This is a genomic window from Limosilactobacillus reuteri subsp. porcinus (genome assembly GCF_036621895.1).
Lineage (GTDB): Bacteria > Bacillota > Bacilli > Lactobacillales > Lactobacillaceae > Limosilactobacillus > Limosilactobacillus reuteri_J.
Genome location: NZ_LN887441.1, coordinates 1 through 19,359 on the forward strand (window position 1 = coordinate 1; position 19,359 = coordinate 19,359).

General features: G+C 39.2%; 18 protein-coding genes and 1 pseudogene. 4 read left to right on the forward strand and 15 right to left on the reverse strand.

Annotated features, from left to right (window positions below):
* Positions 1 to 95: 95 nt before the first annotated feature.
* The 3 genes from AACL61_RS07040 to trxB all read right to left on the reverse strand — a co-directional run bounded on the left by AACL61_RS07040 (position 96) and on the right by trxB (position 3,434).
* On the reverse strand, positions 96 to 980 hold the full coding sequence (locus AACL61_RS07040; RefSeq protein WP_102816412.1) for an amino acid ABC transporter substrate-binding protein: 885 nt from the start codon (positions 978 to 980) through the stop codon (positions 96 to 98).
* A 259-nt stretch (positions 981 to 1,239) separates the two neighbouring features.
* Entirely contained in the window at positions 1,240 to 2,409 is a 1,170-nt protein-coding gene (locus tag AACL61_RS07045) for an ArgE/DapE family deacylase (protein WP_003670452.1), read from the reverse strand.
* Between the two features lie 92 nt (positions 2,410 to 2,501).
* On the reverse strand, positions 2,502 to 3,434 hold the full coding sequence (trxB, locus tag AACL61_RS07050; protein WP_003670453.1) for a thioredoxin-disulfide reductase: 933 nt from the start codon (positions 3,432 to 3,434) through the stop codon (positions 2,502 to 2,504).
* A 261-nt stretch (positions 3,435 to 3,695) separates the two neighbouring features.
* On the opposite strand from trxB, the gene AACL61_RS07055 reads away from it, so the two are divergent.
* Genes AACL61_RS07055 through AACL61_RS07065 form a run of 3 tightly spaced genes read left to right on the forward strand, consistent with a single transcriptional unit; the run spans position 3,696 to position 6,714 of the window.
* Positions 3,696 to 4,499 carry a (Fe-S)-binding protein gene (locus AACL61_RS07055; RefSeq protein WP_172616828.1) on the forward strand — a complete coding sequence of 268 codons (804 nt, stop codon included), beginning with the start codon at positions 3,696 to 3,698 and terminating at the stop codon, positions 4,497 to 4,499.
* Positions 4,500 to 5,987 carry a LutB/LldF family L-lactate oxidation iron-sulfur protein gene (locus AACL61_RS07060; RefSeq protein ID WP_102816413.1) on the forward strand — a complete coding sequence of 496 codons (1,488 nt, stop codon included), beginning with the start codon at positions 4,500 to 4,502 and terminating at the stop codon, positions 5,985 to 5,987. It abuts the gene before it with no gap.
* Positions 5,980 to 6,714, forward strand: a complete 735-nt coding sequence (locus tag AACL61_RS07065; RefSeq protein WP_102816414.1) for a LutC/YkgG family protein — start codon at positions 5,980 to 5,982, stop codon at positions 6,712 to 6,714. The genes AACL61_RS07060 and AACL61_RS07065 overlap by 8 nt, the downstream gene beginning before the upstream one ends.
* 66 nt (positions 6,715 to 6,780) lie before the next feature.
* On the opposite strand, the gene galU is transcribed toward AACL61_RS07065, so the two are convergent.
* The 11 genes from galU to AACL61_RS07120 all read right to left on the reverse strand — a co-directional run bounded on the left by galU (position 6,781) and on the right by AACL61_RS07120 (position 17,771).
* Entirely contained in the window at positions 6,781 to 7,695 is a 915-nt protein-coding gene (galU, locus tag AACL61_RS07070) for a UTP--glucose-1-phosphate uridylyltransferase GalU (RefSeq protein ID WP_003666398.1), read from the reverse strand.
* 64 nt (positions 7,696 to 7,759) lie between these two features.
* Complete coding sequence (locus tag AACL61_RS07075; protein WP_142499365.1) at positions 7,760 to 8,776, reverse strand: NAD(P)H-dependent glycerol-3-phosphate dehydrogenase; 1,017 nt, start codon at positions 8,774 to 8,776, stop codon at positions 7,760 to 7,762.
* Between the two features lie 25 nt (positions 8,777 to 8,801).
* Positions 8,802 to 9,629: a prolipoprotein diacylglyceryl transferase gene (gene lgt, locus AACL61_RS07080; RefSeq protein ID WP_102816416.1), complete on the reverse strand. Its 828-nt coding sequence runs from the start codon at positions 9,627 to 9,629 to the stop codon at positions 8,802 to 8,804.
* Positions 9,630 to 10,592 carry an HPr(Ser) kinase/phosphatase gene (gene hprK / locus AACL61_RS07085; RefSeq protein WP_003666394.1) on the reverse strand — a complete coding sequence of 321 codons (963 nt, stop codon included), beginning with the start codon at positions 10,590 to 10,592 and terminating at the stop codon, positions 9,630 to 9,632. It abuts the gene before it with no gap.
* 13 nt (positions 10,593 to 10,605) lie between these two features.
* Positions 10,606 to 10,962: a phage holin family protein gene (locus tag AACL61_RS07090; RefSeq protein ID WP_003670462.1), complete on the reverse strand. Its 357-nt coding sequence runs from the start codon at positions 10,960 to 10,962 to the stop codon at positions 10,606 to 10,608.
* Positions 10,962 to 11,297 (reverse strand): PspC domain-containing protein, encoded by a 336-nt coding sequence (locus AACL61_RS07095; RefSeq protein WP_003676272.1) that lies wholly within the window; start codon positions 11,295 to 11,297, stop codon positions 10,962 to 10,964. The genes AACL61_RS07090 and AACL61_RS07095 overlap by 1 nt, the downstream gene beginning before the upstream one ends.
* Before the next feature lie 29 nt (positions 11,298 to 11,326).
* Positions 11,327 to 12,443 (reverse strand): peptide chain release factor 2 gene (gene prfB / locus AACL61_RS07100; RefSeq protein WP_191982126.1). Its coding sequence is split into 2 segments (ribosomal slippage): positions 11,327 to 12,370 and positions 12,372 to 12,443, totalling 1,116 coding nucleotides; the frame shifts between segments, so codons are not numbered across the junction.
* Positions 12,444 to 12,524: 81 nt separating this feature from the next.
* Positions 12,525 to 14,888, reverse strand: coding sequence for a preprotein translocase subunit SecA (secA, locus tag AACL61_RS07105; RefSeq protein ID WP_142499368.1), 2,364 nt, complete (start codon positions 14,886 to 14,888; stop codon positions 12,525 to 12,527).
* A 210-nt stretch (positions 14,889 to 15,098) separates the two neighbouring features.
* Entirely contained in the window at positions 15,099 to 15,647 is a 549-nt protein-coding gene (gene hpf, locus AACL61_RS07110) for a ribosome hibernation-promoting factor, HPF/YfiA family (protein WP_003667436.1), read from the reverse strand.
* A 131-nt stretch (positions 15,648 to 15,778) separates the two neighbouring features.
* Complete coding sequence (locus AACL61_RS07115) at positions 15,779 to 16,201, reverse strand: ComF family protein (RefSeq protein ID WP_339111177.1); 423 nt, start codon at positions 16,199 to 16,201, stop codon at positions 15,779 to 15,781.
* Between the two features lie 235 nt (positions 16,202 to 16,436).
* Complete coding sequence (locus AACL61_RS07120; protein WP_339111178.1) at positions 16,437 to 17,771, reverse strand: ATP-dependent helicase ComFA; 1,335 nt, start codon at positions 17,769 to 17,771, stop codon at positions 16,437 to 16,439.
* Positions 17,772 to 17,832: 61 nt separating this feature from the next.
* Between AACL61_RS07120 and AACL61_RS07125 the strand changes: the two genes are divergently transcribed.
* Positions 17,833 to 18,465 carry a YigZ family protein gene (locus AACL61_RS07125; RefSeq protein ID WP_102816422.1) on the forward strand — a complete coding sequence of 211 codons (633 nt, stop codon included), beginning with the start codon at positions 17,833 to 17,835 and terminating at the stop codon, positions 18,463 to 18,465.
* Positions 18,466 to 18,555: 90 nt separating this feature from the next.
* Here the strand turns inward: AACL61_RS07125 and AACL61_RS07130 are convergent.
* Positions 18,556 to 19,359 (reverse strand): annotated as a pseudogene (locus tag AACL61_RS07130) (IS30 family transposase); the annotation flags it as partial.

Sequence of the window (19,359 nt, forward strand, 5' to 3'; positions counted from 1 at the left end):
CCAAAATCTGGTCAAGACAAGCTAGTCAGTGATAATTACATCTTGACTTATTACCACATGACTTAGTCCTTGTTATATAAAATTTTAACAAATCATTAACGATTATTGTTGGATTTTCGAAATTCAGCAACCGGTCCCAGATAATTACTATTAATTCCTAGCCATTTTTTATTAATCCGTCGTAAGGTACCATCTTTTTGAAGAACCCCAAGAGCATAGTTAATTTTATTAATAAGCGTCCGGTCCCCCTTCCTCATTCCAATCGCAACCCGGTCTGCAGGATAAGCAGATGCTGAAATCAATTTATAATTATTATTATTTGCAATGTGGGTCGCATAATAGCCGGCATAGACAGTCCCGGCAAGTACTCCTTGTGTGCGGCCTGCTTGCAGATCCATGAAAGCACTCGAGTTATCTTGATAAAGAATTGGCTTCTGTCCTTTAACTAGTCTCTTCAATACTTGGGGATATTTGTCAAAATCAGTTTGAGCAGTTGAGCTTTCTTGAATTCCCAATATCTTTCCTTTCATATCCGCGAAATTTTTAATTTTACTATCTTTTCGTACCACTAATGATTGGCCAGATAGCTCATAAACTCTGCTAAATGCAATTCGTTTTTGTCGGGAAGGAGTAGCTGTATAACCGTTCCAAATACAATCAATTGTGCCATTTTTTAATTCGGTTTCCTTCATTGACCAATCAATTGACTGAAAATCAGCTTTTAATCCTAAAACTTTCGCAACTGCGCGAGATAAATCAACATCATAACCAACCAATTGACCGTTCCTTTTTCGAAAATCCATCGGAACAAAGGTATCATCAACCCCGATAAGTAATGTTCCCCGCTTCTTTATTCTTTCCCACGTATCTGTGTGGTTTGCCCGGTAATTCTCATTTTGAATCTTAAAGCCACTTGCAAAAACAATTAAAGGTAAAAGCAATATTAAAACTAATCCGAAATTAATTATCTTTTTCTTCATACGTATCTTCTCCTTTATCAAAAAAACGCCCTCTGAAGAATAAATCTTCAAAGGACGTATTTAGTATGCGTGGTGCCACCTTTTTTCACAGCTACCTCACAGCAACTGCCTCATTAAGTTCAGTCATTTGCGACGAAACTCTTTGTGATAACGGGTGACTCCCGGATTCTTCTTTCAGTCAAAAAATCTTTACTCCCAGGTGTGATTCATTAGCATAAAAGCTCCTTTTCCACCAGCTGGAGTCTCTGTACGGTCATGCTTAACTACTAGCCTGTTCATCGTCTTTAGTATTATTCAAATATTGTTTAGCAATTTCAACGTAAGCTTGCTGAGCCGTTAAATAATCATCAAGCGCAATACGTTCATCAATTTGGTGTGATAACTTTTCAATCCCTGGTCCGTATTCAATTATTGGAAAATTGTGATTGTCTAAAACATAGCGGGATGCATCCGTTGCCCCATGAGAAATCACTACATCCGGTTGCCTGCCGCTAACCTTTTTAATTGCCGTTTGAGCAAGTGCAATGAAGCGATCTTGCTTATTTGTAACCACTGGCATAAAACTAGCAACTATCTTTAGTTTTAATTCAACCCCTGTCTCCTTGTTTAACTCATCAATGATTGATTGTAGTCTTTTTCCTGTTTCCCGATTATCACATTCTGGAATCGTGCGAACATTCCCCTTCAAATATGCGTAATCAGGAATTGAATTTAACTGCTCTCCACCATGAAAGACAGTCACACTATGAATTAATTTTCCTAGGGTGGGACTTACTGCTGCATCGTCAAACGCCCGTGATTCTTTATTGATAAATTTCACTAGATTTGTAACAGCATTAATTCCCAATTCTGGTTGCGAACTATGAGCCAATTTTCCATAAGACTCAACAATATAATCAAAAGAGCCACAGTGAGCATATTCAATTTGGCCAGTAGTTGCTTCCCCAATTACCATCACATCAACATCATGAACGTACCCTTTATCAGTCATTTCAAGAGAACCTTGACCACCAACTTCTTCATCAACAGTGGCAATCAAGCGAACCTTTCCATGTTTTGGCAAACCTGCTTCTTTAAGCTCAATTAAAGCACCCACCATGGCTGCCAATCCCGACTTCATATCAACTGCTCCCCGACCATAGATTTTACCGTCTACTAATTGGCCAGCAAATGGTGGATATGTCCATTTTTGGAAATCACCTGCAGCTACCGTATCTAAATGTCCAGAAAGAGCGAGTACCGGCCCCTTTTCATCACCAATCTCCGCAATTAAATTGGTGCGGTTGGGTGCAAAAGGAACTAATTCACAGGAAATATGATGATCTTCTAAGGTCCTTTTAATATAACTTGCTTCGTCCTTTTCGTTACCATTTACTGTATCAATCTGAATTAACTTCTGTAATAGTTTTATTTTTTCATCATTTTCCAATGGTAATCGTCCTCCTTTTCTAACTAAATTTTAATCAAAACTATACCACTAAATAAAAAAAGATGCTAGAGCTTTTCTCTAACACCTTTTTATTAATCCATCGATTTAATGTATTGATAAACTTGCTGGCCAGCAATCGCTCCATCACCAACAGCTGTTGCAACCTGTCGTAATGGTGTTTCACGAACGTCCCCAATGGCAAAAATACCTGGTACTGCTGTCCGCATTCGCTCATCAGTCTTTACCCAGCCTTGATCATCAAGAATATCTAAATTCTTAAAAGCAGCGGTCTTTGGGAAATTACCAACATAAATGAAGACACCATCTGCAGCCATTTCACCATCTTCACCAGTCTTATTATTATGAGTTTTAACACCTGTTACTTTAATATCATCCCCAACAATTTCAGTCACACTAGTGTTATAAACAAACTCAATCTTGTCATTATTCATCGCTTCTGCTTGAATAATTGGTTCAGCCCGGAGCTCATCACGACGAACAAGCACTGTTACTTTGGAGGCTAATTGCGTTAAGTAAACTCCCTCTTCAACAGCTGCATCACCACCGCCAACAACGATTAAATGCTTTCCCTTAAAGAAGGCTCCATCACAAACCGCACAGTATGAAACACCACGGCCACCAAATTCTTCTTCTCCTGGAACATTGAGGTGGCGCTGATCAGATCCAGTAGCGATAACAACCGCCTTTGCAGTATATGTTTCATCCATGTCAGTAGTGATCTTCTTTAAGTCACCATCAAGTTCTACTTTAGTTACTGTTCCATAAGCATATTCTGCGCCAAACTGAGTTGCACCTTCATACATTTGTTGGGCAAGTTCAGGGCCCTTCACACTCTTGAATCCTGTGTAATTTTCAATTTCAGCAGTATTATTCAAGTTTCCGCCGTAAATTCCACGATCAAGCATCAAGACAGATAGGTTTGCTCGTGATGCATACATCGCTGCGGTCATTCCACCTGGCCCAGCACCGATGATTACAACATCATATTGCTTATTTTCAGCCATTTCTCTCTTCCTCCTCGAACAATTTTTTTACTATCCATATCATACAGACTTTGGATCTTTTTGTCTATCATTTTGCTTACTTTTTAATAGTAATATTCTTGTCGAACTATAATCAATATTATGATTTTATATATTAGTTTCAAATAATTAAATCGTTTTCAACTCTAATATTATCATATTTGAGTTATACTTATTATGATAAGCAATTATATTTTTTCGATTTTTAAGGAGGCGAAGTGCATCCAATTAATGCACGCATGTATGAAAGTCTGTATTTTTTCTACTTGTATTGTTGATCTGCTTTATCCAGATGTCGGAAAGGCAACGGTTGAACTTCTCCAACGTTTTGGCTGCGAAACATTTTTCCCCGATAAACAAATTTGCTGCGGACAACCAACTTATAATAGCGGTTATGATCGTGAAACAATTGCTACATTTAAAAATCAACTCGATGCCCTTTTAAGTATTGACGCCGATTATATTGTTGGGCCTTCTGGATCATGTGTTGCCATGCTTCATGAATACAAGAACATTTTCAAAGATGATCCAGAGTATTCGAAGAAAGCGCAAATCCTTTATGATAAATCTTTTGAACTAACGCAATTTATTTACCGGGTTCTCGGTATTCTTGATTGTGGTGCAGAACTAGATGATACAGCAACCTTTCACCGTTCTTGCCACATGACCCGTCTTCTTGGTGAACGGACAGCCCCCATCGTTCTACTTGAACATGTTAAAGGACTTGAGCTTATTCCCCTTCATAACATTCAATTATGTTGTGGCTTTGGTGGAACATTCTCTGCTAAAGAACCCCTTCTCTCTGAAGCGATGGTTGATGATAAAGCAAATAATGTTTTGAAGACGAAAGCACATATTCTTATTGCTTGCGAGCAAACATGTTTAATGAATATTGGTGGACGAATTAACCGTCGCCGTGATGGCTCTCATATTACAATTATGCACATTGCTGAGGTCCTTAATCATAACGTTGATACTAGCCGAATCACTTATGTCAAAGATACGGATCATGTAATGGTACCAGCAAACGGAAACGGGGTGTTTTAGATGGGAATAGCCACAAGCGATAAGCCTTTTACTGAACGAATTAAAGACGCAGAAGCCGATAAATTTATGCGGGCATCGGTTGCTAAAGCACAAGACGCTCAATTTCAAAAACGAACTGAAGCACGGCGTCAATTAGGACACTGGGAAGGCTGGCGTGATCTTTCTGCTGAAATTCGTCAACACGTCATTAAGCATCTCCCGGATTACCTTGAAGAATTCAGCGATAATGTTCAAAAAAATGGTGGTCATGTTTTCTTTGCCAAGGATGGTAACGAAGCAAGTGCCTTTATCAAACAATTGGCAATCAAGAAAAACGTTCATCATGTTGTTAAATCTAAGTCAATGGTGACTACTGAAATTGGATTGGATAAAGAATTACTCACAATCCCCGGACTTTCATTAATGGAAACAGATTTAGCTGAATTTATTTTGCAAGAAGATAATTGGGATGAACCAACACATATTGTTTTCCCCACGCTGCATAAAAACCGCAATCAAATTCAAAAAGTATTTGAAAAGCTTGGCTATGACGGTGACAATGATCCTGAACATATGGCTAGGTTTGTCCGTCACTATCTCCGTAATTACTTTATGCAAGCAGACTTTGGCATTACTGGCTGTAACTTTGCGATTGCTGATAATGGAATGATTAACCTTGTTACCAACGAAGGAAATGCCGATATTAGTATGGCCATTCCTAAAACCCAGGTTGTAGTCATGGGGATGGAACGAATTGTGCCAAGTTTGAAAGAAGCAGAAGTCCTTGACAATGTTTTATGTCGAAGTGCAGTTGGTCAAAAACTAACTAGTTACTGTACTTTCTCAAAAGGTAAAGAAGCGGATGAAGCAGATGGACCAGATGACTTCTATGTTGTAATAGTCGATAATGGTCGTTCTAAGATGCTTAACACTGACTTTGAACCAATGCTGCAATGTATTCGTTGTGGTTCTTGCTTAAACGTTTGCCCCGTTTACCGGCAAGTCGGTGGAAAGGGATATGGATCGATTTATCCTGGACCAATGGGTGAAGTTCTTTCGCCGATTTTAGGCGGTTATCAAGAATTCAAGGAATTGCCATATGCATGTAGTTTATGTGCTGCTTGCACGGAAACTTGTCCTGTTAAAATTCCCCTTCATGAGTTAATCCGTCATCACCGTTATGTAGAAATGGATGAACTTCATTTAGATCACAGTCCTTCGAATGCTCTTTTGAAGGCAGTTGGTAAAGGTACGAGCTCCCCTACGCTCTTTAATGATGCAATGCGATTTGCTCATATTGCTCTTGAGCCATTTGGCAAGAAGACAACTCCTGAAGACATTAAGAACCTTTATCCAGATGGTAAAATTAACCACCTTCCCGCAATTGCTCCTAAACTAGCTCATGGCTGGGTAGATGTTCGTGATCTTGCTGTTCCACCAAAGTACCACCAAAACTTCCGGCATTGGTATCGTCATTACGAAGAAGAGGAGGAGCAAGAAAATGACTGATTACTTACAAGAAGCAAATACCGCTAAAAATCAAGAAGACTTCTTAAATCGAATTGCAAAGGCTGCCAATCGTCCTCGCCATACGCTTGGTGAAGATCCATTTATCCCCGTTAATAATCTTCCAGAAACTACCCTTGCTGGAAAAAGCCAAGATGAACTTCTTGAACTTGCACGCAAAAATAGCGAAGAAGTTCATGTTGATTTCCATGTTGTTAAATCAGCCGATCTTGGCCACACTCTTAATGATTTTATCCAAGAAAAGGAGATTAAAAGTCTAATGCTTCCCTCCTTTGATGAAGAAAAATGGCAAGATTATTCATTGGGGAAATGGCAAGATAATTTACGAGTAGATCCTATTTACTATTGGGAACCTGAATTTGGGCGGCAAAACATTGTAAATGCAAATAACAGTGATGGAGCAATTGGCTTTGCGGACTTTCTATTAGCTGAGTCAGGGACCGTAACAGTTGCGACCTACCCACAACAAGGACGGATGTTTCATTTTCTTCCAACTCATTACCTAGCTATTGTGCCAAAAAGCAAAATTTTACCACGTTCACGGCAAGCAATGGATTATTATCAAAAGGCAATTCAGGATGGTAGTTTACAAACATCAAACATCAACTTTATTACCGGCCCATCCAATTCTGGTGATATTGAAATGGTGTTAATTGTTGGTGTTCACGGCCCACTTGATATGGAATATGTAGTTGTTGAAGATATGTAAAAAATAAACCTTCAAGATCCCTATAACGAATCTTGAAGGTTTATTTTTTAAAGGCCAATGCTAGTCTTACTTCTTAGAATTATTTTGCTTATCTTCAGCAGCAAGCTTTGCGCCTAATTCCTTAATGTATTCACGCAATTCTTCTTTAACTTGTGGGTGTTCCAAACCATATTCAATGTTTGTCTTAACCCAGCCGAACTTATTACCAACATCGTAACGGTCACCCTTGTATTCACGAGCGAATACCCGTTGAGTTTGGTTCAAAGTATCAATTGCATCAGTTAATTGAATTTCGCCGCCCTTACCTGGCTTAGTCTTTGCTAATACATCAAAGATTTCTGGAGTAAAGACATACCGACCAATAATTGCTAAATCACTTGGTGCGTCTTTAGGAGCTGGTTTTTCAACGAAGCTAGTTACGTTATAAAGTCCTGGCGTAACTTCCTTGCTAGGGTTAATTACACCATACTTTGCAGTGTCTTCATGCGGAACCCGCATAACTGCAAGAGTAGATGCGCCAGTTTGGTTATAACTTTCAATTAATTGCTTCGTTAAAGCTTCATTCTTGTTGTTAATGTTATTAAGGTCATCCCCAAGCATAACAACAAACGGTTCATCCCCGATAAAATCACGAGCAGTTAAAACAGCGTCCCCTAAACCACGTGGGTGAGATTGACGAATGAAGTAAATATTAACATCAGTTGTTTCTTCAACCATCTTTAACATCTCGTCCTTGTGCTTTGAACGAAGATTATCTTCCAACTCTGGATTAGAGTCAAAGTGGTCTTCAATAGACCGCTTATTCTTTCCATCAACAACAACAATATCTTCAATTCCTGATTTGCGCGCTTCTTCAACGATAAATTGAATTGTTGGCTTATCAACAATTGGTAACATTTCCTTTGCCAATGCCTTTGTTGCAGGAAGAAAACGAGTTCCTAAACCAGCAGCAGGAATAATGGCTTTTCTAACACGTTTCATACTTGTAAAACCCTTTCCATGTTTCAATTTCTCTCAATATCCATCCTCTAGCATTTTACCATATTTATTCGTTTTCTGAAGTAAGATCTCGGTCCATTAACTGAGAAATTGCAGTTTTGATATCTTCACCTTCATACAAAACACGGTAAAGAGCTTCGGTAATTGGCATCTGTACTTGCCGTTTACGACTTAATTCATAAGCGGCCTTGGTGGTATAGACCCCTTCGATAACCATTCCCATATTATCAATTACATCTTGAAGCTTTTTTCCTTGTCCCAATTGATAGCCAGCACGCCAATTTCGAGAATTTTTACTGGTAGCAGTAACAACAAGGTCACCAACACCAGAAAGGCCAATAAAAGTCATTGGGTTAGCACCAAAAGCAACCCCCAGCCGACGAATTTCTGCAAGCCCACGAGTAATCAAAGCTGCTCGTGCATTATCATGGTAGCCAAGGCCTTGGATAGCTCCAGCACCAATTGCAATAATATTCTTTAAGGCTGCTCCAAATTCCGCACCAATCACATCGTCGTTAGTATAAACACGGAAATAAGAATTACTAAATAGCTTCTGCGCCTTTTTAGCACTAGTTAGGTCTTCACAAGCTGCAGTTACAGCTGTCATATCTTTAATTGCCACATCTTCAGCATGACTCGGACCTGATAAAACAACAATTGCCTGACGATTTTCAGGAGAAATATCTTCACTAAGCATTTCTGATGGCCGCTTATATGTATTTTGTTCTAGGCCTTTCGTTGCGTGAATAATTAACGGTTTTTGGTGTAATTCAGTCAAAATTGTGTTTAATTTCTTAGCAACCTCACGAAGACCCTTTGTTGGAATCACAATTAGTATCACGCTGACACCCTTAACAGCTTCTTTCATGTCTGTTGTTGCTGTTAATTTAGTAGAATAAACAAAGTCTTTCATATAGCGAGGATTTGTATGTTCAGTATTGAATTGCTTAACTTGTTCCTCATTACGAGACCATAATGTAACATCGTGGCCATTTTCTGTAAGCATGTTTGCTAAAACACTGCCCCACGAACCAGCACCTAAAACAGCAATTTTTTCTGCCATAATTCTTTCTCCTTATCCAATTCAATTAATTTTTGTTTATTCCGTTACCATACCACGGAATATTTTTATGACGTCGAACTATTAGTATTACTAATGCACTAACAAAAAACACTACAGAAAGTAACTGTGAAATGCGAATATTTCCGAGCATTAAACTATCAGTCCGCATACCTTCAATAAAGAAACGTCCAAATGCATACCACATTACATAGGTTAAGAAAATTTCACCACGACGAAATAAATGTTTGCGATGACGAAGTAACATTAGTAATGCAAAGCCAGTTAAATCCCATAGTGACTCATATAAGAATGTTGGAATTCGATAGTGCCCACCAATATACATTTGGTTTATTATCCAATTTGGAATATGCTGAGCCATTAAATGCGCCCGTGTCGTAATATCACCAAATGCCTCTTGATTCATAAAGTTACCCCACCGGCCAATTCCTTGAGCCATAATAAGGGTTGGGGCAATGATGTCCATCATCAGCCAACTAGATAAATGACGGTAATGGCAAAAGACAAGTAAAACAATAAAGCCTCCTAAAATCGCTCCATATATCGCAATTCCACCATCCCAGATAGCAATAATCTCGCTTGGATGCTGAGAATAATAGCTCCACTGAAATACTACATAGTAAATTCGTGCGCAAATTATCGCAATTGGGAGCGCCCATAAAAGATAATCATAAAAATCATCTTCAGAAATTCCCTCTCGCTTTCCTTCACAAACGGCTAATAAAAGAGCTAAAACTACCCCACTAGCAATAATGACGCCATACCAGTGAATAGTAAATGGACCAGCTTGGAAAGCAATTGGGTTTAAAGCGGCTTTTATTCCTGGATTAATCATCTAGTTTGCCGACCCCTTGTTATTTTTACTATCACGTTCTGAATTCTGCTTAATCAACTGGTTAAGGTTTCGATCAAATGTTTCAGTCGCATCATAGCCCATTGTCTCGGCCCGATAATTCATTGCAGCTGATTCAATAATAATCGCTAAATTACGACCAGTTTTAACCGGGACAGAAACTTTAGGCACAATAACGCCTTGAATTGTTTGAGTATCTCCACGATCACCAAGACGATCAAATTGTACATCTGGAGTCCACGTTTCAAGATGTACAATTAAACTGATTTGATCAGAAGGCATAATTGCTCCTGTTCCATAAAGCGTAGAGACATCAATAATCCCAATCCCACGAATTTCCATTAAGTGTTTTAAAATTTGTGGAGCAGTCCCTACCAAGGTCTGTTCGTCACGAGCGTAAACTTCTACCCGATCATCAGCAATCAGTCGGTGCCCACGACGAACAAGTTCCAAAGCTGTTTCACTCTTACCTACTCCTGAATCACCGGTAATAAGCACTCCAACCCCACTGATATCAACTAATACACCATGGAGAGATTTTCGTGGTGCCAAACGTTCAAGCAAGTAAGAAGTCATGTTACTTAATATTTGAGAAGAGGTTAAATGCGTTCCTAAGATTGGAATTTTCGCATCTTCAGCCGCCTTCTTTAGCTCCTTAGGAATTGGCAGATTAGTTGAGATAACAAAACATGGTGTTTGTGGCATACACATTTTTGTCATGTACTCCTCACGTTGCTCATGAGTTAAGTCTTTAGCAAATGAAGTTTCCGTGATTCCTAACAGCTGAATCCGTGCTGCGGGGTAATGCTTGAAATATCCCGCAAATTCAAGTGCTGGCCGTGAAATGTCACTAGTTGTTATCTTACGTTGGAGATAATCCTCTCCTTGTAAGACTTTTAATCGGACCTTATCAACTAATTCTTGCACCGTTACATTGTTTGGCATTTTCTCCACTCCTTTACAATCTATCCTCGTGACTTGTAATAACTGCATTGAAAATTGCCATAATAATCGCAATCAACATTGCAGAACCAAATGACGAAAAATGAAAGTTTGCCGACCCGACAAGCATCGATGTTAGTTGTAGCATAATTCCATTAATTACAACACTAAAAAGACCCAGGGTCAAAATATTAATCGGCAACGATAAAATTACTAAAATTGGCTTAATAGCAACGTTCAAAATTGCTAAAACAAAACTTGCCAATGGTGCAATCCAAGCACTTGTGATATAAAACATCCCTGTTCCGGCAAATAAACCAGCAAGGGCAATAAAAAGGATTGTATCAATCAATACTCGTTTCCAAAATTCCATTATGATCTTCCATTTCTTTTAATGTCTTTTTCCTCGACATTCGTTAAAGTCCGCCGAGAACGTTGGTGAGGCTGTTGAGATGTTTTTTGTGATTCACTGAAGGACTTTAAAAATCCTAGTAAATCGGGATTTTGCGGATCAGCAGGCATTATTATTACCAAAATAATATAGATAATAATACCTGGAACAAAACCGGTAAAAATAGTCAGTAAGACATATAAAATACGTAAAATATTTGGCTGAATCTTAAAGTACTGGCCAATTCCGCCAAATACACCAGCTATCATTCGATCTGATCCCGAGCGAGTTAATCTTTTATGTTGACTTTCGCGCACTTTACTCACTTCCTTCCAAACTAAATAACTTATTGAGGATTCTTTTGACTAAGTTTCCACTGTAGGAAAGCATCAATAAATGGATCAAGGTCCCCGTCCATTACAGCTTGCCCATTATGAGTTTCATAACCCGTTCGATTATCCTTGACTAGGGTATATGGGTGAAAAACATATGAACGAATTTGAGAACCCCAACCGATATCAAGTTGTTCGCCCTCAATTTCCGCCCGTTTTTTGGCTTTCTTTTCTTCTTCCAGTTCATACAACTTTGATTTTAACATATTCATTGCAGTCACTCGGTTTTGGAGTTGGGATCGTTCAGCTTGAGAAGAAGTTACAATCCCGGTTGGAATATGCGTAATCCGAACAGCAGATTCCGTTTTATTAATATGCTGACCACCAGCACCACTAGACCGGAAAGTATCAACTCGTAAATCTGATGGATCAATATCAACCTCAACACTATCATCCAACTCTGGCATTACGTCAACCGAAGCAAATGATGTATGACGCCGACCAGCCGCATCAAATGGGGAAATACGAACAAGCCGATGGACTCCCTTTTCACTACGAAGATAACCAAACGCATTATGCCCTTTAATTAGCAGCGTAACACTCTTGATACCCGCTTCATCACCGGCTTCATAACTCGCTGTTTCAACGGAGAAACCATGCTGTTCACCCCAACGAATATACATCCGTAGAAGCATTTCACCCCAATCTTGGGCTTCAGTACCACCTGCTCCCGGATGAATTTCTAAGATAGCATTTTTAGCGTCATACTCCCCATCAAGAAGTTGCGTTAATCGATACTGTTCTAAAGCCTTTTGTGTATTTGTAAATGATGCTTCGAAATCTTTTTGTAAATCATCGTCCGGTTCGACCGCGAGCAATTCAAGCGACGTTTCAAGATCGCTAATCTGATTACGTAAATTCACAAAGGTATCCCGTTTTTCTTTTAAAATATTATTTTCCGCAATGACCTTCTGTGCCTGCTCATTATTATTCCAAAAGTCTGGTTGAGCCATCTCTTGTTCAATTTCTGCAATGCGCTCATCTAGTGCATCTAAGTCAAAGAGACCTCCCGAAGTGCGTAACTTCTTTTTGCATTGATTCTACTTGTTTTTTTGCTTCATTTAATTCCACACTCAAACCTCCGTTATACAACAATACGGCAGCGGTACCGCCATGGGTTACCTTACTGCCGTACCTAGTAGTAATTAACAATTAACGTGTTACGTTTTGCCGAATTTCTGACTTCATGAAGAGTCGAGTAGTTTCATACTCAATATCAGCAATCATTTGTTCAAACATATGGTAACCAGCAGTTTGGTATTCAACCAATGGATTTAATTGTCCATATCCACGTAATCCAACTGACTGCCGGAATTGGTCCATGATATCAATGTGATCAGTCCAGTGTGAGTCAACCACCCGCAAAATAACAACCTTTTCAAATTCAAGCATCTGTGCTGGATCATAAAGTTGTTTTTGCTTTTCCTTATAAACTCCCTGGGCAAATGTCATCAAGTAATCGACCATTTCTTGAGGTGATTTACCTTCCAGATCCTTAACTGTGATCGTATCAGGTTTGATTAAGACTTCTTCTGCAAAGTCAACAATTCCTTGTAAATCCCAATCCTTCTTGTCACCAAGGGTATGCTGATCAACTTCACGCTGGATTGTCCGTCTAAACATTGGCATAAGAACCCACTTCAGCGACTTATCTTCAGTGATAATTTGTTGCCGCTCTTTATAGATAATTTCACGCTGTTCACGCATAACATCATCATATTGAAGAACGTTCTTTCGTGAATCGTAGTTGTTACCTTCAACCCGCTTTTGAGCTGATTCAACCTGGTGAGTTAAGAACCGACTTTTAATGACGGCATCTTCATCATTAACTTTCATCCGGTCCAAGAAGGCCTTGATCCGGTCCCCACCAAACCGCTTCATCAAATCATCTTCAAGCGACAGATAGAATTGTGATAGACCAGGATCACCTTGCCGTCCAGAACGTCCACGAAGCTGATTATCAATCCGCCGTGATTCATGTCGTTCAGTACCAATAACTGCTAGTCCGCCAATTTCACGAACGCCAGGGCCTAATTTAATATCTGTCCCCCGTCCTGCCATGTTGGTAGCGATAGTTACTGCACCTTTTTGACCAGCATTTTTAACAATTTCCGCTTCCTTGGCGTGATTTTTAGCATTTAAAACAACATGCGGAATGTTCTCTTTATCAAGAAGTTGAGACAAGTATTCAGAAGTTTCAACGGCAACCGTCCCAACTAAGATAGGTTGTCCTTTGGCATGAAGTTTCTTAATCCGATCGACAACAGCTGCAAACTTACTTTGTAACGTTGGATAAAGCAAGTCAGGCTCATCTTTTCGCTGAACTGGACGGTTAGTTGGGATAGTAATAGTTTCCATGTTGTAAATTTCACGGAATTCTTCTTGTTCAGTTTTAGCGGTACCAGTCATCCCCGCCAGTTTGTTATACATCCGGAATAAGTTCTGGTATGTAATGTTAGCCATTGTCTTGTTTTCTTCTTGAATTTCTACGCCTTCTTTGGCTTCAATAGCTTGGTGAAGGCCATCAGAGAAACGGCGACCTTCCATTACACGTCCAGTAAAGGAATCAACAATTAACACTTCACCATCTTGAACCACATAATCCTTATCCAAAAGCATGATGTAGTTAGCACGCAACGCCTGATCCAAGTGGTGGGTCAGCGCAGTATTTTCCGGATCATATAAGTTCTTTAAGTTAAAGTATTTTTCAGCCTTTTTAATTCCTTCATCAGTTAACGAAACCGTCTTTGATTCAAGATCAATCTTGTAATCAACATCTTTCTTTAACTGCTTAACAAACCGATCAGTCTGTTTGTACAACTTAGAAGTTCCCGTTCCTGGGCCTGAAATGATTAATGGTGTCCGCGCTTCATCAATTAAAATTGAATCCACTTCATCAACTAAAGCATAGTTTAAACCACGTTGGACTTGGTCTTCTTTGTAAACAGCCATGTTGTCACGAAGGTAATCAAATCCAATTTCACTATTAGTGGAATACATAATATCAGCTTTATATGCTTCTCGTTTTTGATCAGGGCTCATTTCTGAGTTGTTAATACCAACAGAACATCCAAGCCAATTATAAAGCTGTCCCATTTCGGTAGCATCACGCTTTGACAAGTATTCATTAACAGTAATAACATGAACACCTTTTCCGGAGATCGCATTAAGGTAAACCGGCATTGTGGCAGTTAATGTCTTACCTTCACCAGTCCGCATTTCCGCAATATTACCTTCGTGGAGAACAATCCCCCCCATGACTTGGACATGGAATGGGTAAAGTCCTAGGACCCGCTTAGCCCCTTCACGAGAAACTGCGAATGCTTCTGGCAACATATGATCCAAGGATTCACCTTTTTTATAACGTTCCCGAAATTCATCAGTTTTTGCCTGAAGCTGTTCATCAGTTAGTTCAGACATTTGTTTAGCATAACTCTCGACTTTATTTGCTATTTTGTTAATTCGCCGTAATTCACGACGATCGCTTTCAATCCATTTTTTTAGAATATTGGCCATAAAAGCGTCCTTCCTACTTTCTGGCTTAAGTCCAAAATCAATAAAAAAGTACTACTCAAGCCAATTATATTTTTTACTCTAACCATAATATTTTACCACGTTCATGGTATAAATAAAAATTATTAGTATGGATATTACAAGGTGGCTATAAGTTATAAGATACAAAAAGCGCCAATGATTTCTCATCCGCGCTCTTCATATTGGCATTGACTATTCAGCTTCAATCAAGCCATAACGACCATCATTACGACGGTAAACAATGCTTGTACCATTAGTTTCAGCATCTTGGAAGATAAAGAAATTGTGTCCAAGCATATCCATTTGAAGGACAGCTTCTTCAGGATCCATTGGCTTTAATGAAACTTGCTTCGTCCGTACAATCTTTAATTCATCATCTTGTCCATCTGTTCCATCATTATCAGATGGGATGAATTCAAGGTTCTTTAAGCCCTTTTCACGTGACTTACGGTTAACCTTCGTCTTGTACTTCCGGATTTGCCGTTCAAGCTTATCAGTAACTAAGTCAATACTTCCATACATATCATTAGAAGTCTCTTCTGCCCGCAACGTTAGGTATGGAAGTGGAATTGTTACTTCAACCTTATACGTCCGGTTTGGATAAACTTTTAAGTTCACGTGGGCGGTAGCTTCAACACTATCTTCAAAGAACTTTTGAAGCTTGCTGATTCGCTTTACAACGTAATCACGAATTGACTCAGTAACTTCGACATTTTCACCACGAATATTGAACTTTAACATTGTACTTCTCTCCTTTCAGCCAAGCAATTGCTTGATCTGATATCAGAAGGACCACTCTTCTCATATCCTATTTTTATTATAGATTAGTTTGTATTAATTAACAAACTTTATTAATGCATCTTAAGAAGAATTTAACGTGCTAGTGAAACGCTACCAATCTCTTTACAGCCAGCTTGTTTAAAAAGTACTGCTACATGGTACAACGTCCTTCCTGTAGTATAGACATCATCAACTAAAAGGATCCGTTTATTAATTACTTCTTCTGGAGATTTAAGTATAAATGGTTGCTTAGTTGTAGGTCTTTCTTCTTTTGTCTTGCTTGATTGCGCTACTTTTGAACTCGCCCTAGTTCCTAAGATTGATTGGTAAGGTACTTCGCGTAATAGACCAATAACTTGATTAAAGCCACGCGTTTGCATCGTTGTCGACGTTACTGGAATCGGGACAATTAAATCTGCTTTCTGTTCATTAACCACTTTACTAAGTTCACGCTGAAATACCACGCATAAACGGTAATCGCCATTAAATTTATAACGTTGCATATATTCTTTCATCGCCTCGTTATACCGATATAATCCTCGATGATGCAAGTGCCAACCATAAAGCTTTTCCCATGTCTGACAGTCTGCACATAAGGAACTATTTTTACCAGTATTGTTTCTACCACATCCTGCGCATCCGTGATCATTCCAGTGTACAAAACTTTCCTTGCATTTAGTGCAGACTACTGGCGTGATAATTTCGCGAAAGCTAAAAATATCTTTCAAAGTTAGTTGGAAAGATATCCTTTTATTGCACAAAAGACACTCCATCTATCAACCTTTGACCTTTCCGATTCAAGTACTTCACCTGAGAAACAGCTTGATTAACTTGTCGACAATTACAATTGATCCAAAAAATAACCCGCCCAGTTGGTCGACTTTGCGCGCGTCCAGCTCGGCCAGCAATTTGCACTAATGCGGATGAAGAAAAGACTGGATCATCGGCACCCAAAACATAGACATCAATTTCTGGAAAAGTGACTCCCCGTTCAAGAATAGAAGTCGTAACTAAAAAGTCGTAATCACCATCACGCATTTTTTGGACTTTTTCTAATCGTTCTGGATCACTTGCATGGACAGTAGCAAAGCGGAAAGTTGTAAAAGAATGCCGTAATGCAGCTTCAACCAATGCTAAATCTGCAATATGAGGAATAAATAGCAAAAAGCGATGGTCTTCCTTTAGCGTTTCCTGCAACTGTTGAATAACTTGCGGGGGTAATTGCTGACGTTCTAAACGTCGCCGCCATCCAAAAGCTAATCTAACTTTTATTTGTGGAAGTAAATGCCCATGATAACGAAGAGGTAAATAATTAACAACTAATCGTTTACTTTTAATTTCTCGCAGCAAAGTATCTCCTGGAGTCGCGGTTAAGTAAAGACACCCTCCGTTCTTTTTTATTGCTTGCCTTGTTGCATATAATAACGAAGTATTCGCAGTATACGGAAAGGCATCTACTTCATCAATAATTAAATTATCAAAAGCATGATAGAACCGAAGCAATTGATGGGTTGTGCAAATAGTCAGTTGGGCATAATGATAAGGTAATTCTTGTCGACCATGCAAAAGAGCAATATCACAATTAGCAAAGGCAGCTTTTAAACGGGGAAATAATTCTAAACAAACATCTACTCGTGGAGAAGCTATTCCAATTCTCTCACCACGTACAATAGCTGCCGCAATACCTGCAAACATCATCTCAGTTTTTCCAGCCCCTGTAACTGCCCATAATAATTGTTGGACATGGTAAGCCATTCCCCGGGAAATTTTTTCTGAAGCTTGTTGCTGAAGAGGCGATAATTTCCCTTTCCAGGTTAATACGGGTTCGGTAACCGTAAATTGATTTGGCTCTGGAACATGATAAAATTTATTTAACGTTGAAACACGTCCAAGATTAATGCAACGTGGACAATAGAACTCACCTCGCGGCAAAGCACCCAATGATTTTTCTGTGACATGATTGCAGCGATAGCACCTAATACTAGCAGCGTCAATCCTGATCGTTGGCAGTTCTTGAATTCCCGCTTGTATCACCTCATGACGCGGAACTAACACGCGCCGTCCATAATAATTGTCTAGATCCATTATTCACCTCCTACTTTATATATACGTAAATTAATCAAAATCGCACGAAGGAAGTTTAAAAATGACAGAACCATATTTAACAATTGCCAGAAACACTACTTATGAGCAAACGATTAAAAAATCACGATTTATTTGTTCCATTGCCCGTGTCTCCTCAGAAGAAGAAGCTCAACAGTTTATTGCCAGTATTCAAGCAGCTAATAAAAAAGCTACTCACAATTGTTTTGCATACATGATTGGTGACAACGACCAGATCCAGCGAGAAAGTGATAATGGCGAGCCAAGCGGAACTGCGGGAATTCCGATCCTTGAATCGCTTAAACTTGCAAAGATCCACAATGTCGTAGCAGTGGTTACCCGTTATTTCGGCGGGATTAAGCTAGGCGCAGGTGGTCTCATCCGGGCATATAGCAATACAACTACTGAAGCAATCCACCAGGCTGGTCTCGTCCAACGGATCAAGCAAGCAATTCTAAAAATCACTGTTACCTATGCTCTTCACGATCCCCTTCTTTACTACCTCAAGGAGAACAATCTTGAGGTTGCTAGTGAGGAATACGGGGTTAATGTTGAAACAAGTATTTACGTAAACGAAACGGACTTAAAAGATGTCAAAGAGAAGCTCATTAATCGTTTTAACGACCAACTTCAAATAACTGAGGGCGATCAGCGATTTAACGAAATTCCATATTAAAAAATTCAGGTTAGAATTTTCTAGCCTGAATTTTTTAATATTTTATTTTTCGCGGTTTCCTAAATTTCAAGAATAAGTTAGCCACTGGACTCAAATAAATAATACTGACCAATTGATTATTGGTTGATGGAGCTGTGATATCTCTTGGTAGAAGGCCTTACGATAGATATCCATTGACGAATGTCCATTAAACATAGCTCGTGGATAGTGATTCATCCAATCATTAGTCGCTATGATCTGAGCACTACTATAGTTATTTATAGCTTCACCTTTGGTAATCTCCTTGCGGAGAAACCGGTTATTGATCTCATTGGATCCACGTTCCCAAGGGGAATACGGATCAGCATAGAAAACATGATCGTGAACTTGTGTTAACTCACTAAATTCTGAACCGTTGTCAGAGGTTATTGTCTTAAAGATGCGATAGTAAGCATCTGTGCCCATTTTCTGGCGTAAATTTATAAAGAACTGATTTACTGCATTGCGCAGTTTTACCAGCAATTTTACTCGTGATATTAACTCGTGAAAGGCGATCAGTCATTACTAGTACAACACTGTCATTACCGTTTTTCTGTCCCTGAACTGTATCTAGTTCCCAATGGCCAATTTCGGACCGTTGGTCCGCAGTTTGAGGTCGTTGAGCAATATTAGGCCCTAAGCACCTTTTAGCTTGCGGATGAGTTCGATGATGCTTACGTTTAGGTTTTTCAAAGAGGTCTAAATTGGACGTACGAAGCACACCCTCATTAATCCATTGATATAAAGTTACAACCGACTTTGGGATCAGGGTGCCATCATTCATTAAATCTCGAGCCTTATAAATAACCGCTTGTGGGGAGTAATGGTGGTCGTCAAACTCACCAAGCATTAGCTGATCAGCTAATCGTAAAAATT

Excerpts from the sequence above, each read along its gene's own strand:
- AACL61_RS07040 (WP_102816412.1), bottom strand. The coding sequence starts at position 980 with ATGAAGAAAAAGATAATTAATTTCGGATTAGTTTTAATATTGCTTTTA.
- trxB (WP_003670453.1), bottom strand. The coding sequence starts at position 3,434 with ATGGCTGAAAATAAGCAATATGATGTTGTAATCATCGGTGCTGGGCCA.
- AACL61_RS07055 (WP_172616828.1), top strand. The coding sequence starts at position 3,696 with ATGAAAGTCTGTATTTTTTCTACTTGTATTGTTGATCTGCTTTATCCA.
- AACL61_RS07060 (WP_102816413.1), top strand. The coding sequence starts at position 4,500 with ATGGGAATAGCCACAAGCGATAAGCCTTTTACTGAACGAATTAAAGAC.
- AACL61_RS07065 (WP_102816414.1), top strand. The coding sequence starts at position 5,980 with ATGACTGATTACTTACAAGAAGCAAATACCGCTAAAAATCAAGAAGAC.
- galU (WP_003666398.1), bottom strand. The coding sequence starts at position 7,695 with ATGAAACGTGTTAGAAAAGCCATTATTCCTGCTGCTGGTTTAGGAACT.
- AACL61_RS07075 (WP_142499365.1), bottom strand. The coding sequence starts at position 8,776 with ATGGCAGAAAAAATTGCTGTTTTAGGTGCTGGTTCGTGGGGCAGTGTT.
- lgt (WP_102816416.1), bottom strand. The coding sequence starts at position 9,629 with ATGATTAATCCAGGAATAAAAGCCGCTTTAAACCCAATTGCTTTCCAA.
- hprK (WP_003666394.1), bottom strand. The coding sequence starts at position 10,592 with ATGCCAAACAATGTAACGGTGCAAGAATTAGTTGATAAGGTCCGATTA.
- AACL61_RS07090 (WP_003670462.1), bottom strand. The coding sequence starts at position 10,962 with ATGGAATTTTGGAAACGAGTATTGATTGATACAATCCTTTTTATTGCC.
- secA (WP_142499368.1), bottom strand. The coding sequence starts at position 14,888 with ATGGCCAATATTCTAAAAAAATGGATTGAAAGCGATCGTCGTGAATTA.
- hpf (WP_003667436.1), bottom strand. The coding sequence starts at position 15,647 with ATGTTAAAGTTCAATATTCGTGGTGAAAATGTCGAAGTTACTGAGTCA.
- AACL61_RS07115 (WP_339111177.1), bottom strand. The coding sequence starts at position 16,201 with ATGAAAGAATATATGCAACGTTATAAATTTAATGGCGATTACCGTTTA.
- AACL61_RS07120 (WP_339111178.1), bottom strand. The coding sequence starts at position 17,771 with ATGGATCTAGACAATTATTATGGACGGCGCGTGTTAGTTCCGCGTCAT.
- AACL61_RS07125 (WP_102816422.1), top strand. The coding sequence starts at position 17,833 with ATGACAGAACCATATTTAACAATTGCCAGAAACACTACTTATGAGCAA.